We start from the raw sequence: 15,571 nt of genomic DNA on the forward strand, positions 1-15,571 counted from the left end.
ATATATGTGAGGAATGTCACAAATCAAAACGTAAAGTTCTAACCTTAATAGTCTAGAATAGTTTTCCTCAAAGTGTTGTTAAGTTTTTGTTGCTTGAAATTGGCGTATTATGGCTTTAGTAGGAATCTTGTTCAAAAAAGTATAGGTAATCAATGTCTAGTAAAAATAAACAAACTATTGATTTGTCAAAGCTTAACCAAATCCAACTGCATGTTACACAGCAGGCCGGTACGGAACCTCCTTTTAGTGGTCAATTATTGCATAACCGTAAAGAGGGTGTGTACGAATGCCTATGTTGTGGTACCCCCTTATTTCTCTCTGATACTAAATTTGATGCGGGTTGCGGCTGGCCAAGTTTTTATCAGCCTATTACAGAAAGTTCGATAAAATTTATCGAAGATTTTTCTCATGGAATGCATCGAATTGAAGTCCGTTGTGAACACTGTAATGCGCATTTAGGGCATGTATTTCCCGATGGCCCACAACCAACCGGTCAGCGTTACTGTATTAATTCAGCATCGTTAAGCTTTACCGATGATGAAACTGGCGAGAAGACTGATGGATAGGGTGCTGAAGTTTGCTGAATAAAAATATACTGTTTATAAAAACGATTCAGCCAAGGCATTGGTTTATCTATTCAGAATAAAAAGAATGATCATTATTTTGTTTAATTGATTTTGTGAGGCGTTAACGTGAGCGTAGAAATGGATGAACAACAAATAGAGCACTTACTGTCTGTCATGACCCCTGAAATTTATCAGCGTTTAGTCACTGCAGTGGAATTAGGTAAATGGCCTGATGGAGTGGTACTTACTCCGGAACAGAAAGAAAACACATTGCAGATGGTGATGTTATGGCAATCTCGTCATAACCATGATCCAGAGCATATGACCGTCGGTACTGATGGTCAAATCACCATGAAGAGCAAGCAAGAATTAAAATCCCTATTCCAGGGAGATAGACTCGCAACACTCAAACCACAAGAAAATGATTAAGTTCTCCATTTTCCCCGCTGATTTAGCGGGGATGAACCATCTTATAGTGCATTGATATTGATAAGCTTTGCACCTGCAGTTTGCATTTCAGCTAGTGCATTATCGCTATCCTCAGCATCTAAATTGACGCCGCGGCAACCCTCAGCGAGTACATCTACTCGATAGCCAAGTTTTAATGCATCCAACACCGTAAATTTAACGCAATAGTCCGTTGCAATCCCAAGAATAATTAAATGGTCAATCTGTTGTTGCTGTAGCCAATCATGTAGCTGAGTTTGGCTCACATGGTCATTGTCAAAAAAAGCACTGTAACTATCGACCTGCGGATTTTCCCCTTTGGTGAATACCGCTTGGATAGCATTGATATTGAGCTCAGCATGAAAATCTGCACCATGGGTACCTTGAACACAGTGGACAGGCCACCAGACTTGAGGGTGCCCATTTAGCTGCCCAAGGGTTCCGACGGGCTGACCAGAATTATTGGCAAAGCTTAAATGATCAACTGGATGCCAATCTTGACTGGCGATCACAACAATATCTTTTTGCTGACAGATATCAATTACTTGGTTGGCAATGTGAATCACATGTTCACTTTGTTTGACAGCCAGTGCGCCACCAGTACAAAAATCATTCTGTAAATCGACTAATAGTAAGGCGGATTTCATTATTTCCTCAATTTATTTATCTGGCTATTCATCTGTATAGCTCAGTTCACCACGAAGATTATTTTGCATTAACTCACGAATGTGCTCAGAAGTGTAATTTTGGCTGAGTAAATAATGTAATTTACTTAAAGCGGCTTCAAATGTCATGTCGTAGCCACTGATAACACCCGCTTCGGCTAAAGCATGACCCGTTGCATAGCCTTCCATATTAACCCGTCCAGAAATACATTGGGTTAGATTGACGACAATAATGCCTCGGGAAGTGGCTTCACGGAGGATACGTAATAATTCAGGTTGCTGAGGAGCATTTCCGACGCCATAAGAACGTAGAATTAGCGCCTTAACGGGTTGCTGTAAGATATTTCTAACGATCTCAATAGATAAGCCCGGATATAATGTGACCACTCCAATAGGCTGAGGCGTAATTTGATGCGTGATTAACTCACCAATACCAATCGGTGCAGGGCATGTGTTGAACGTACGTATATGAATCCCAGCCTCCATGAGTGGAGGGCAATTTGGTGAGGTGAAAGCTTCAAAACCATCTGCATGCGCTTTAACGGTACGATTGCCACGGTACAGCTTGTTATTAAAAAATAAGCCAACTTCATTAATCGGGTAATTTGCAGCTAAGTAGAGCGCATTCAGCAGATTAGTTTGACCATCGGAACGCAAAGCTTCCAAGGGTATTTGTGACCCTGTCACAATAATAGGTTTCTTCAGATTTTCAAACATGAAAGAGAGTGCTGACGCAGTAAACGCCATGGTATCGGTACCATGTAAGATCACAAACCCATCATATTGATGGTAATTTTCGCTGATATCATTGGCAATATTTTGCCAATCTTCAGGCGTAATATCAGAAGAGTCGATTAAGGGATGGTGCTCACGGATGGTGAATGTCGGCATTTCTGGGCGATGGAATTCTGGCATTTGTGCCAATTGAGCCTGTAAGTGACCAGAAACGGGGATATAGCCTTGTGGCGAGTGACGCATCCCAATGGTGCCCCCAGTATAGACGACATAAATCGATTTCTTCTGCATTGCTTTACCTAATGATGACAGATGAAGTTCTGTGTATTAATAATTTGGATTATAAGGATTTTGGCCTATTTGAAGGTGATAATCTATGGCTAAAACAATATTTTGCAGATTGATGTTGTGGCAAGAGGGATTTACATGAGTGGAATTCCCCTCTAATTCGAGATTAGAGGGGAACGGTGATCAGTTAATATCGGCGCAGTTTAGGCAAAATGCGTAACGATTTTGAGGATCATTCATTTTTAAGAAAAATTGTGCTTGCTGGCGAATGTCAGTCGCAACAGCCGGTGGTAAGAAACTTTGCAGTACATCCGGCATCATCACTTGAACATTATTGGACAATTCAAGAATTAACTGATCCATAAATGAGAGCTCAGGTTGCATCCAGTCCAGTTCAATGGAATCAACTTTAGCCAGTTCAGCGGCTTTATTTACGGCATCGTCAAAATCACCAAGTTTATCAACTAAGCCAATGTTTAATGCATCTTGACCCGTCCATACACGGCCTTGAGCAATTTTATCAATTTCTGCTGGTGTCTTATTGCGGGACTTAGCAACTAAGCCAATGAATGTTTCATAACCATTTTCGATGGTAATTTGCATCATATCAGCGAATTCTGGACTGATCCCTTTGGTGAGAGAAATATCGGCTAAGGGTGATGTTGAAACACCATCCGTATATACACCAATAGATTCTAGTGAATTTTCAAAGGTATTAATAACTCCGAAGATGCCGATAGAACCCGTTAACGTGCTTGGACTTGCAATGATGTAGTCTGCAGGTGTCGAGATCCAATAACCACCTGATGCCGCCATACCGCCCATGGAAACTACCACAGGCTTACCTGAAGCTTTGGCGGCTGCCAGTTCATTACGGATCAGATCTGAAGCGCTGACGCTTCCTCCAGGACTATTGACCCGCAATACGATGGCTTTGATATCGTCGTTTAATCGTGCATCACGAATTTGAGCTGCGATGGTTTCTCCCCCAGCAATTCCCGGAGTTTGAGGGCCATCCATAATTGCCCCTTGAACCACGATGACAGCAATATTTCCTGCAGCATTACTGGTTTCGGCAATTTTACTTGAGTAGTCATAGATGCTGATGCTGTTAAACGTTTTATCTTCTTTGTTCCATCCAAAATGCTTAGACAAAATATCTTCAGACTGTTCACGTGTATAGATTTTATCCACGAGTTTCTGCTGTAAAGCATATTGTGCGCTGTCTCCCTTAACGGCACGAAGCTGAGTGATCAACTGTTCTGCACCCGGGAAAATTTGGACGGGCTTAGTTTGGCGGTTATCCGCAAGGGCTTTTAAATAATTATCCCAAAGAGTATTTAGCCAAAGAAGGTTGGCTTCACGCGCTTCTGGTGACATATTATCGCGCATCATGGGTTCTACGGCTGATTTATAAGTTCCCACGCGGAACACATGGCTACTGACTTTTAACTTTTCTAATAAGGATTTGTAATACAGTGTATTCGTAGAGAAACCATACACACCGACATTACCGTGTGGTGCAATGAAAACATCATCAGCAAAACTAGCAAGATAATATTGTGATTGGCTATAACTATCACCGACGGCATAGACGGGTTTACCAGAGGCTTTAAACTGTTCAATTGCTTTTCCAATATAAGCAATTGACGGCTGATCTGCGCCAGCAAGGTTATCTAAGCGCAGTACCATGCCAGTGATGCGGTCATCATCTGCAGCGGTACGGATCGTATCCACAATATCAAATAGAGAATTCTCCTGCATGAGGTTGTTGGATGTACCAAGTAGCTCACGGCTCATGCGACCAAAAGGATCTGGAGAGGAAACCTGATCAACCACAACTCCTTGAAGGTCGACAACAAGAGCACCAAAATAATTTTTTTCTGGTTTATCCTCAGATTGAAGTAGGGAGTAGGAACCAATAACTACAAATACCAATACAAAGAAAATGACATTAAAAATCAGTTCCCGAATAAAGTTGATCGCTCGCCAGCTAAATTTAAATATAGTGGCGAAGATGTCCCAGAGTTGTCGCATTTTATCTCCAGTTGAAGGATATTCATCATAGTTTGCATCATCGGCATGACACACGAATAATTTAGAATATCATCTAATTAATTACTGATTAATACTTAAATTAACCAATAGATTCATTCCTATACAATTGTTCACTAATGTAATACAGGATTATTCATAACAAAACCGTTATGAGCGAGGTACAATGGGTGAATGATATTTTTCACTCGTTGGAAATGATATAATTCAATGAATTAATCCTACTAATGAGCCATACTCTGTTGATTAATAAATATGATTAGTACGCTAAGTTCGATTTCATATCATCAACAAAAGTAATCATTTAAATGGATAATAATTCTGTTCTGCTGATTGCTACATCAGCTTACTCTTAATCGGAGACCAATATGGATGCTTTAACGCTTTTGTTGAACCGCCGTTCAGCTTCAAGGCTGACTACCCCAGCACCGCAAGGTGAGCAATTAGATAATATTTTAGCGGCAGGGATGCGAGCACCTGACCATGGGGCTCTGAAACCATGGCATTTTATCGTCATGCAGGGTGAAGGAATCAAGCGTTTTAGTCAATTACTTGAGAAAGCGGCAATTGAAGGTAAGCTTGGTGAAGAAGTTGAAGAAAAAGCACGTAATGCGCCTTTCCGTGCCCCGCTGATTATCACCGTTATCGCCAAAGTTACTGACCATCCTAAAGTTCCTCAATGGGAACAAATTGTCGCAGCAAGCTGTACAGTACAAGCTATGCAAATGGCCGCGGTAGCTCAAGGATTTGGTGGTATCTGGCGTTCAGGCTCTTGGACTGAAGATGCCGTGGTTCGTGAAGGGCTTGGCTGCGAAGAAAATGACCACATTGTTGGCTTCCTTTATCTGGGAACTCCTGAATTAAAAGCGCCATCTAAAGTTCAGTTACCAGACATGAATGGATTTGTGACGCATTTCTAAAGAGATACAACATGACAGAAAAAATTAGATTGACCCAATACAGCCATGGTGCCGGCTGTGGATGTAAAATCGCGCCAAAAGTGTTAGAGCAAATCCTGCATTCAGAACTCGCTAAATTCCATGACCCGCACTTGTTAGTGGGAAATGAAACCAAAGATGATGCCGCGGTTTATGATCTTGGTAATGGTATTGGTATCATCAGTACGACTGATTTTTTTATGCCAATTGTTGATGACCCATTTGAATTTGGGCGTATTGCCGCGACTAATGCGATCAGCGATATTTTTGCTATGGGCGGAAAGCCGATTATGGCGATTGCTATTTTAGGCTGGCCAATTGCTAAATTGCCGCCTGAAGTTGCACGTGAAGTCATTGAGGGTGGACGAGCCGCCTGTGCTGATGCAGGAATATCATTAGCAGGAGGACACTCCATCGATACACTAGAACCTATTTTTGGTCTGGCGGTTACCGGAGTAGTCAATACCGATTTTGTGAAGAAAAATAGTGCTGCAACCGCAGGCTGCGAACTGTTTTTAACCAAACCACTGGGCATTGGTGTATTAACAACAGCGGAGAAAAAAGGCCTTTTACTGCCTGAGCATCAACATCTTGCCGCAGAAATCATGTGCCAAATGAATAAGTTGGGTGCGGTTGTTGCCCCTCTTGATGGCGTTACAGCAATGACTGATGTGACTGGATTTGGTCTTTTAGGTCACTTAAGTGAGATCTGTGAAGGATCCGGTGTACGCGCTGAGATTTCCTTCAGTCAAATCCCTAAACTTGCGGATGTTGAAAAGTATATTGAAGCAGGTTGTGTACCCGGTGGGACACAACGTAATTTTGATAGCTACGGGCATCTCATCGCACCAATGACAGATATGCAACGTAAGTTACTGTGTGATCCTCAAACCTCAGGTGGACTACTGATTGCCGTAAAACCAACGGAAGTCTCTAAAATTAAAGACATTGCACAGCAGCAAGGTGTTTTGTTACAGTCTGTCGGTAAATTATTACCTCCACAGGACAATGTGCCTTTAATTGAAGTGATAGATTAATCTATGCGTTTGTTTATTGCGGAAAAGCCCAGCCTCGCGCGGGCAATTGCGGATGTACTGCCAAAACCTCATCGTCGGGGGGATGGCTTTATTCAATGTGGTGATGACCAAATGGTGACTTGGTGCATTGGACATCTATTAGAACAAGCTGAACCGGATGCTTATGATCCGCGTTATGCGCGTTGGAATCTGCAAGATTTGCCTATTATTCCCGAAAAATGGCAGCTAAAGCCGCGCTCCGCAGTAACCAAACAATTGAAAACGATTGATACGTTACTAAAACAAGCCTCTGAAGTTGTTCACGCAGGAGACCCTGATAGAGAAGGGCAACTGCTGGTGGATGAGGTCTTGGATTACTTTAATCTTCCTTCTGATAAACGTAAGAATGTAAAGCGTTGTTTAATTAACGATTTAAATCCGCAGGCCGTTGAGCGTGCGATCGAGCGCTTACGTGAGAATCGTGAGTTTATTCCGCTTTGTGTTTCGGCGTTGGCACGAGCTCGCGCTGATTGGTTATATGGTATTAATATGACCCGCGCCTATACTTTATTAGGGCAACGAGGCGGTTACCAAGGGGTTCTTTCTGTAGGGCGAGTACAAACGCCAGTATTAGGGTTGGTGGTTAGGCGCGATGAAGAGATAGAACACTTTGTTGCGAAAGATTATTTTGAAGTGAAAGCTCATATTGTTACTCCGCAAGATGAGCACTTTGTAGCAACATGGCAGCCGAGTGAATCCTGTATAGATTTTCAAGATGAGGAAGGACGCTTAATTCATCGTCCTCTCGCTGAGCATGTGGTTTCCCGGATCACTGGGAAACCAGCATTAGTCACTCAATACCAAGATAAACGTGAATCTGAAGTGGCGCCATTGCCATTTTCATTATCCGCACTTCAAATTGAGGCAGCCAAAAAATATGGTTTGAGCGCTCAAGAAGTTTTAGATATCTGCCAAAAGCTCTATGAAACCCATAAGCTCATTACCTATCCCCGTTCGGATAGCCGCTATCTACCTGATGAACACTTTGCCGGTCGTCACGCAGTATTAAATGCGATTGCAGTTCACCAACCAGAACTCACTGAATTTGAGTTACCTGAATTAGATAAGAAAAATCGATGCTGGGATGATAAAAAGGTGGATGCGCACCATGCCATCATTCCCACGGCTAAATCCAGCTCTGTTCGTCTTACAGAGAATGAAAGTAACGTTTATCAGTTGGTTGCTCGCCAATATATTATTCAATTTATGGCTGATGCTGTTTATCGTAAATGCACTATTGATTTAGATATTGAGAACGGTAAGTTTAATGCGAAGGCTCGATTCCTTGCAGAGGCTGGTTGGCGTGTGGTTTTAGGGGGCAAAGAACGTGATGCCGAAAACGACGGTATGCCACTACCTGTCGTCAAAAAGGGGGATGAGCTGTTATGTGAAAAGGGGGAAGTGATTGAAAGACAAACTCAACCTCCGCGTCCATTCACAGATGCAACCTTATTATCAGCGATGACAGGAATTGCCAGATTTGTCCAAGATAAAGCATTAAAAAAAGTATTGCGTGAAACGGATGGATTAGGCACTGAAGCGACAAGAGCAGGGATTATCGATCTCTTATTTAAGCGACAATTTCTCTTTAAGAAAGGGCGTTATATTCACGCTTCTCCCGCTGGGCGAGCACTTATTCACGTTTTACCTGATATGGCAACATTACCCGATATGACCGCTCACTGGGAATCTCGGTTGACTCAAATTAGTGAAAAGCAGACACGCTACGATGATTTTATGCAGCCATTAAGCCAAACTTTAGTGGAGCTAATCCATCAGGCTCGACAGTATACTAACTTGCGTGCATTCAGAGAACTACCGCCAGCACCAAACGCTAAAGGCGCTAAAAAAGGGACGAAAAAATCAGTTAGTGCAGGGAAAACAAAAAAATCGAACCAGTCAGCGACCTGAATATATAAAAAGGAGCTAATGATTAGCTCCTGCTCAATTTAAGTATAAATAATGAATAATTTAGGCTTTTGTTAAATCAAATTCAGCCCAAACAGGGGCGTGGTCAGAGGGTTTCTCCATCCCGCGAATTTCAAGATCGATTCCAGTAGCCGTGCACCGGCTTGCTAATTTCTTAGAAGCGAGTAACAAGTCAATACGCAGACCACGATTGTCATCAAAGCCTTTAGATCGATAGTCAAACCATGAATAGCTGTCAGTCGTGTCAGGATGTTGTTCACGGTATGTATCGACCAAACCCCAATCAAGTAATCTCGCTAGCCATTCACGCTCTTCAGGTAAGAAAGAACATTTTCCTGTTTTTAACCAGCGCTTACGGTTGACTTCACCAATACCAATATCCAGATCTGTTGGGCTGATATTCATGTCACCCATAATTAGCAGTTGTGACTCTGGAGTTTGAGTCGATGTCACATAGTCTTGCAAATCTTGGTAAAATTTTTGTTTTGCAGGAAATTTTGTTGGGTGATCTCGGCTTTCTCCTTGAGGGAAGTAGCCATTTACGACAGTTAATAGCCCTTGGTTGGTTTGGATGTCCGCCATAATGATTCGACGTTGTGCATCTTCGTCATCGTTAGGAAAACCTTTTCTAACAGCAATAGGTTCATTTTTAAGTAACAATGCCACACCATAGTGAGCTTTCTGTCCGTGATAAAAAACATGGTAGCCTAATTTACTCACTTCATCGTACGGGAACATATCATCGTGCACTTTAGTTTCCTGTAGTCCAATGACTTCAGGTTGGTGCTTTTCAATGATAGCTGCCAGTTGATGAGGACGAGCTCGCAGTCCATTAATATTGAACGAAATAAATTTCATGGTTATTTATCACCCATTGATTAGACATAACTGAAGTGATTCTATCAGATGCTACCTATAGTGTAACTATTAAATATATTTTGATTATAATTTATTAGTCTGTTTTAAATTATCTAATTAATAAATTAATGGTTCTTAATTAAAAAATAATTGTTTAAATTATAATTGTAATGCTTTAATTTAATTTAAAGTCAATTGGTTATTTATATTTTAATATGATTTAATGGTAGAGCAATAAAAAATAATTAAATGAAACAGTATAATATATTGCTTTGCTATGTAGGAAATTATAAAAATACTTTTATGAAATATTGTTACTCATCAAATGAAAAAAACGCATTTAATTTTTATTTGATGTTAGAGATTATGGGTCAATCAACATGTTATTACTTAAAAATAATCATGATGGTTTACGTTTCAATAAATAGAATGGGGTCATAGATATGTTCTTTTCAAGAAAATTAGAGGCGTTTATGGCAGTTGTTGAGAATGGCTCGTTAAGCAAGGCTGCAAGGGTGATGAACCGCACGACACCTCCCATCGCAAAATCGATAAAAGACTTTGAAACTAGTCTGGGTAAGCGACTTTTTAAGAGAGAAAAATTTGGAATGACATTAACTAAAGATGGTCAGGAACTTTATAATGATCTCAGGGATCTCTACTTGCAGGAGAAAGAAATAACGAAAAAACATTTCTCTGGTTATATTGTTAATGAGGCGAATATTTATTATGACTGGGGTAAGGAAAATCATTTAATAAATTTATATCAAGCAGCACATAAAAATAATGTACAAGTTAATATATTAAGGTTTAACTATGATGAAGTAGATGAAATTGTTGACTATGATGGTAATACTTTAATTTTAAGTTCTGAATTAGTCATCAGTGAGAGATTTTCATTACAAAAAAAAATCGAAAACTCACCATTGGGTATTTATTGTAGAAAAGAATTATATGAAAAATTTAATCATGATGTGAAGACATTACTGCAACAGAGTACATGGTTATGTGACCCATCATTTTATAAAAGTACATTAATGAGTGATTTGCTTACGAAAGTAGAAGCGATAAACAGTAAATCCAGTATCCGACAGATGGACAATATTGGTTGTTGCCAGAGTTTTATTCAGGATGGGGATTTTATTGGGATTATCGACCACTATCCAGAAGATGAATTGGTGGATAAGTCTCTGATCTATGTATCGCTTAATGGGCTTTTAGAGAGAAGCGATTGTTATATTTATAAATCTAAATCACATTCTAGTGTTTTAAATCGATTTATGGGAGTTGTAGACAAACTAGGAGTCGAAAACATCTAGATGGTGGTGGGAGAAGGATTCGAACCTTCGAAGTCTGTGACGGCAGATTTACAGTCTGCTCCCTTTGGCCGCTTGGGTATCCCACCAGATTTTGAATTGCTGTAATCGTTCACAGCGGGCGGCATCATATCAAATGACGCGCCCCTGTAAAGCATTAATTTTAAAAAAATGTTCGAATGCGGTTTTTTTAATCTTAATGCGTGATAAATCAGCAAATTACTATACTTATAGAATAATTGTACGGTTGCCGTATACAAATACCCGTTGTGCTAAGACCCAATATAATGCATGGCTTAGAACATTTTTTTCAACATCACGACCTGCTCGCATCATATCGTCAGCAGTGAAGGTATGGTCCACATTAATAACATTTTGAGTAATGATTGGCCCTTCATCCAAATTATCATTCACAAAGTGAGCTGTTGCCCCAATAATTTTCACTCCGCGTTCATAAGCTTGGTGGTAAGGACGTGCACCAATAAATGCTGGTAAGAAGGAGTGGTGGATATTGATAATTTGATTTGGATAATGCTGAACAAATGCAGGGGTAAGTACCCGCATGTATTTAGCAAGAACTACGTAATCAGGCTGGTATTGGTCAATTTGCGCCGTGAGTTTTTCATCATGTTGTTCGCGGGTTAAGCCTTCATGACTAATATGATGGAACGGAATACCAAATTGCTCTACGAGGTGTTTTAGTGTGTCGTGGTTACCAATGACAGCTGCAATCTCAACATCTAAGCCGTCATAAGCACTTTTCATGAGTAAGTCACCTAAGCAGTGAGCTTCTTTTGTCACTAAAATTACAATGCGTCGACGACCCGCAGAATTCAGTTCGCGCTTAGAGCCTTCAGGAAGTGCATCATCTAAGTCTGCAAGGAGGGTTTCATCATTAAAGATCCCTTCAAGTTCCGTTCTCATAAAAAAACGACCAGTACGGTGATCAACAAACTCATTATTTTGGATAATATTGAGCTGATGCTTATAACAAATATTGGTGATTTTAGCGATTAATCCCTTAGCGTCAGGACAAATTGTTCTGAGAATTTTTTTCTGTACATTTTTGTGTTGCATGGAACTGTCTAATCCTTAACTAACAAAAGTCCAACTATTTGGACTAAGAGTAATTGTGCAATTGACACGATTTGATATTCATAGAATTAATAACTATCGCAGCACTTTTTAAATTTTTTACCTGAGCCGCATGGACAGTCATCATTACGCCCAACTTTTGGTGTTATTCCATCGATATAATACCAACGCGTATTAATGCGAAGAAAACGGGAGCGTTCATGAATAAGTTGTTTATGATCGACTTTTTCATCAATAAAGCAAGCCGAAAATTCGACATAAGCCTCATCAGGATTTTTGGCATGAGAAGAACTAATGACTCGCAATCCCTGCCATTGAGTGTGCTCAAAGCTTTTGATGATCTCGTCACGCCATTCGTCAGCATGGCAATCTGGGTGCCATGTTTTAATCAAGTAATCCGCATCCTTGTGAACGTAAGCACTATATCTGGAGCGCATTAATTGTTCCGCTGTTTCTGGGATAGTTTGCTCTTGAATGAAGGGAGAGCAGCAATGGTCAAACGGTTTAGGATTACCGCAGCTACAATTATTTTTTAAAGATTGGCTCATTCTTTTCTCGATAAAATAACTATACTTAAAAAATATAGTCTCTAATGATTTTGTAATATGACTATTGTTGGCACAACAAATTATTAATAAAACTAAGTATGGTAGTGGTAGGTATGATATGAAAAATAGAAAAATACTCATAGTTGAAGATGAAAAAATTTTTTGCACTATTCTTCGTGAGTACCTAGAAAGCTTGGAAACTGAAGTCTATATCGCAGACAATGGCGCGTTGGCATTGGATCTAATTACAGAAAAACACCTTACACCCGATGTTATCTTGTGTGATTTAAATATGCCAGTGATGAATGGTGAAACATTTATGGCCGAGCTGGTGGGCCGGAATATTCATATTCCTGTTATTGTCATTTCAGCAACTACCGATTTTACCCAGTTAGACAGGATGTTCCGTTTAGGGGCAAAAGATGCCCTACTGAAACCGATTAAAAATTTAGATGAAGTAAAGATGACTATTCACTCAGCTTTGTATCCTGAGAAGTACGATACAGAAAGTGTTATGGAGCATGAGATCCAAAATATGTCGAATATCCTTCATAGTGATAAATTGGATATGTTGGCTATTCTAAAGCAATTACAACCACCGGTTAGTCAGATTATTAATGGCTATAGAATAAACTATAGGCAATTAAATGAAGCAAATCGATTTGGACTATTACTGGATATTGCAGCGATATCCGAAGAGCAGGTTGGTTTTTATTGCATAGATACAGAACGCTCTCCACAAGAAGGGATCATGGCTGCTTTTTTGATTAGAGTCGTTTTTAATGATTTATTAAAGAGTGCAGTGAGTCACCCAGATAAAAAATTACCTAACATCGATCGTATTATTCACCAAATAAATCATCTTCTTGAAGAGTCTGGTTTTTCAGGGCAGTTTCCGCTTTTACTCGGCTACTTCAATACCAAAACGAAAAATGTAATATTGGCGAGTGCAGGGCTGGAAGCTGAAATAACGACTGAAAACCATCACTATCATTTAGATCGTAATATTCCTTTAGGTACCTTGAAGTCCTACCATTCAAATCGTTTAGATTTTCATGGCGCTCAATGGAAATGCCTTATTCGGAATAATGATCAGCGAATTAAGCTGATGTTTAATCCTGACAGTGAGTTGTAAATCGATTATTAAAAATAACTTCAGATATCATCAATTAGACTCATTACTATTTATTCAGTTTTGATTCCTGATATACTTGCGCGCACTAAAAATGCACCATGGTATATCATTGAATAATAGTGAAGGGTGCTTAGAAAAATTCTGGAGTTATAAAAATGATTAAACGCAAGGTGCGTAAAGCTGTAATCCCAGTAGCGGGTCTAGGAACGCGTATGCTTCCAGCAACAAAAGCGATCCCGAAAGAAATGCTACCAATCGTTGATAAACCTCTGATTCAGTATGTGGTTAATGAGTGTATTGCAGCAGGTATTAATGAAATTGTTTTAGTGACTCACTCATCTAAGAACTCCATTGAAAACCACTTTGATACTAGCTTCGAGCTTGAAGCTATCTTAGAAGCGCGAGTGAAACGTCAGCTCCTTGATGAAGTAAAGTCAATTTGTCCAAGCCATGTCACTATTATGCAAACGCGCCAAGGGATTGCAAAAGGGCTAGGTCACGCTATTTTATGTGCTAAGCCATTAGTGGGGAATGAGCCTTTTGCTGTTATTCTCCCTGATGTAATTTTAGACCGTTACAGTACTGATTTAACGAAGTTTAATCTCAGAGAAATGCTCGAACACTTTGAGGAAACTGGGGCTAGCCAAATTTTAGTTGAGCCTGTACCAGAAGAAGAAGTCTCTAACTACGGTATTGTTGACTGCAATGGCATTACGCTGAATCCTGGAGACAGTAAGCCTGTTTCGCGGATGGTCGAAAAACCAACTAAAGAAGAGGCTCCTTCCAATTTATCGATTGTGGGTCGTTATGTGTTATCCGAAAAAATTTGGGATGCATTAGCAAGAACTGCACCAGGCGCTGGTGATGAAATTCAATTAACTGATGCTATTGCTCTTATGATGGAAAATGATGAACCTGTCGAAGCTTACCATTTATGCGGTAAAAGCCATGACTGTGGAAATAAATTAGGCTATATGAAAGCATTTGTAGAATATGGTATTCAACATGATACTTTAGGAAAAGATTTTTCGTTATGGGTTAAAGAGTTTGCGGCTAAATTAGCAGCATCAGAAACAACGAAATAATCCAACCAGTTAGTTGTTAATTATTAAAAGCTAGCCAATAGGTTAGCTTTTTTTATGTCTAGAAATAAAACCATATACTCATTTTTTAAGCGTCAATTAATGATGATGTACATATATATACTATTACATGCATGACGTGTAAATTAAATGCAAAAATAAGTAATGACTCTTGACGAGATTAAATACGTAACTTTACTTTAACTGAAATTTTATTTCATATAGTTATTTTTTAACTGAAGAGGTAGTAAAGGGATAACTGAATAAAAGAATGTGAAGTCAGTCAGGATTATTATGATATATATAAAAAAACACCCTTATGAAAAGGGTGTTTTTAATAAAGGAGAATTTGGTTATTAGATTAAGAAATCATCTAAAGATTTACCTTGTTCTTCGATTGCTACTTTGATGACGGCTGGAGTACGGCCTTGGCCTGTCCAAGTTTTAGTTTCACCATTTTCATCAACGTATTTATATTTAGCAGGGCGTGCAGCGCGTTTAGCTCTGGTGCTAGTCCCTTTAACTGAATCCATTGTTTGCAGAAGGTCATTTAAATCTACACCTTGCTCTAAAATCATTTCACGAACTTTTTCCAATTTACGGTTACGTTCTTCAACTTCAGCACGAGCTTGGCTTTCTTCTTCTCTGCGTTCTTCAACAACGACAGTTAATTTTTCTAGCATTTCTTCCAATGACTCTAAAGTAACTTCGCGAGCTTGAGCACGAAGAGTACGGATGTTATTTAATGCTTTTAATGATTCGCTCATTTTCCTGGTCTCAATTTTATATGTTGGCATGTGTACAGTAATAATAGAGTGCTATTTTAAATTCTGCAATA

General features: G+C 39.6%; 15 protein-coding genes and 1 tRNA gene. 8 read left to right on the forward strand and 8 right to left on the reverse strand.

What is annotated here, in order from left to right:
* Positions 1–152 precede the first annotated feature (152 nt).
* Both msrB and PROVRUST_RS01350 read left to right on the forward strand, forming a co-directional pair.
* Positions 153–566 (forward strand): peptide-methionine (R)-S-oxide reductase MsrB, encoded by a 414-nt coding sequence (gene msrB, locus PROVRUST_RS01345; protein ID WP_006812871.1) that lies wholly within the window; start codon positions 153–155, stop codon positions 564–566.
* Between the two features lie 138 nt (positions 567–704).
* Entirely contained in the window at positions 705–995 is a 291-nt protein-coding gene (locus tag PROVRUST_RS01350; RefSeq protein WP_006812872.1) for a YeaC family protein, read from the forward strand.
* 41 nt (positions 996–1,036) lie between these two features.
* Here the strand turns inward: PROVRUST_RS01350 and pncA are convergent, their stop codons facing one another.
* From pncA to sppA, 3 genes are all read right to left on the reverse strand, one after another.
* Entirely contained in the window at positions 1,037–1,660 is a 624-nt protein-coding gene (gene pncA, locus PROVRUST_RS01355; protein ID WP_006812873.1) for a bifunctional nicotinamidase/pyrazinamidase, read from the reverse strand.
* A 24-nt stretch (positions 1,661–1,684) separates the two neighbouring features.
* Complete coding sequence (ansA, locus tag PROVRUST_RS01360; protein ID WP_006812874.1) at positions 1,685–2,704, reverse strand: asparaginase; 1,020 nt, start codon at positions 2,702–2,704, stop codon at positions 1,685–1,687.
* Between the two features lie 180 nt (positions 2,705–2,884).
* Positions 2,885–4,738, reverse strand: a complete 1,854-nt coding sequence (gene sppA, locus PROVRUST_RS01365; protein WP_039854024.1) for a signal peptide peptidase SppA — start codon at positions 4,736–4,738, stop codon at positions 2,885–2,887.
* A gap of 386 nt (positions 4,739–5,124) precedes the next feature.
* On the opposite strand from sppA, the gene PROVRUST_RS01370 reads away from it, so the two are divergent.
* Genes PROVRUST_RS01370 through PROVRUST_RS01380 form a run of 3 tightly spaced genes read left to right on the forward strand, consistent with a single transcriptional unit; the run spans position 5,125 to position 8,681 of the window.
* Positions 5,125–5,676 carry an NAD(P)H nitroreductase gene (locus PROVRUST_RS01370; RefSeq protein ID WP_006812876.1) on the forward strand — a complete coding sequence of 184 codons (552 nt, stop codon included), beginning with the start codon at positions 5,125–5,127 and terminating at the stop codon, positions 5,674–5,676.
* A gap of 11 nt (positions 5,677–5,687) precedes the next feature.
* Positions 5,688–6,731: a selenide, water dikinase SelD gene (gene selD, locus PROVRUST_RS01375; RefSeq protein WP_006812877.1), complete on the forward strand. Its 1,044-nt coding sequence runs from the start codon at positions 5,688–5,690 to the stop codon at positions 6,729–6,731.
* 3 nt (positions 6,732–6,734) lie between these two features.
* Positions 6,735–8,681, forward strand: coding sequence for a DNA topoisomerase III (locus tag PROVRUST_RS01380; RefSeq protein ID WP_006812878.1), 1,947 nt, complete (start codon positions 6,735–6,737; stop codon positions 8,679–8,681).
* Between the two features lie 60 nt (positions 8,682–8,741).
* On the opposite strand, the gene xthA is transcribed toward PROVRUST_RS01380, so the two are convergent.
* A complete protein-coding gene (gene xthA / locus PROVRUST_RS01385; RefSeq protein WP_006812879.1) occupies positions 8,742–9,557 on the reverse strand; it encodes an exodeoxyribonuclease III in 816 nt (271 codons plus the stop codon).
* A 443-nt stretch (positions 9,558–10,000) separates the two neighbouring features.
* Here xthA and PROVRUST_RS01390 point away from each other — a divergent pair, with 443 nt between their 5' ends.
* Complete coding sequence (locus tag PROVRUST_RS01390; RefSeq protein WP_006812881.1) at positions 10,001–10,876, forward strand: LysR family transcriptional regulator; 876 nt, start codon at positions 10,001–10,003, stop codon at positions 10,874–10,876.
* A 1-nt stretch (position 10,877) separates the two neighbouring features.
* Here PROVRUST_RS01390 and PROVRUST_RS01395 read toward each other — a convergent pair.
* From PROVRUST_RS01395 to PROVRUST_RS01405, 3 genes are all read right to left on the reverse strand, one after another.
* Positions 10,878–10,962 (reverse strand) — tRNA-Tyr (locus PROVRUST_RS01395).
* 139 nt (positions 10,963–11,101) lie between these two features.
* The gene (gene purU, locus PROVRUST_RS01400; protein ID WP_006812882.1) at positions 11,102–11,950 is read right to left on the reverse strand and encodes a formyltetrahydrofolate deformylase; all 849 of its coding nucleotides are present in this window, start codon (positions 11,948–11,950) and stop codon (positions 11,102–11,104) included.
* Between the two features lie 86 nt (positions 11,951–12,036).
* A complete protein-coding gene (locus PROVRUST_RS01405) occupies positions 12,037–12,516 on the reverse strand; it encodes a YchJ family protein (RefSeq protein ID WP_039854025.1) in 480 nt (159 codons plus the stop codon).
* Positions 12,517–12,634: 118 nt separating this feature from the next.
* Between PROVRUST_RS01405 and rssB the strand changes: the two genes are divergently transcribed.
* Both rssB and galU read left to right on the forward strand, forming a co-directional pair.
* Complete coding sequence (gene rssB / locus PROVRUST_RS01410) at positions 12,635–13,651, forward strand: two-component system response regulator RssB (RefSeq protein ID WP_006812884.1); 1,017 nt, start codon at positions 12,635–12,637, stop codon at positions 13,649–13,651.
* Between the two features lie 155 nt (positions 13,652–13,806).
* Complete coding sequence (galU, locus tag PROVRUST_RS01415; protein ID WP_006812885.1) at positions 13,807–14,736, forward strand: UTP--glucose-1-phosphate uridylyltransferase GalU; 930 nt, start codon at positions 13,807–13,809, stop codon at positions 14,734–14,736.
* A gap of 353 nt (positions 14,737–15,089) precedes the next feature.
* Here galU and hns read toward each other — a convergent pair whose 3' ends face one another.
* Positions 15,090–15,500 (reverse strand): histone-like nucleoid-structuring protein H-NS, encoded by a 411-nt coding sequence (gene hns / locus PROVRUST_RS01420; protein WP_039854026.1) that lies wholly within the window; start codon positions 15,498–15,500, stop codon positions 15,090–15,092.
* Positions 15,501–15,571: the final 71 nt, after the last annotated feature.

This window comes from Providencia rustigianii DSM 4541 (genome assembly GCF_000156395.1).
Lineage (GTDB): Bacteria > Pseudomonadota > Gammaproteobacteria > Enterobacterales > Enterobacteriaceae > Providencia > Providencia rustigianii.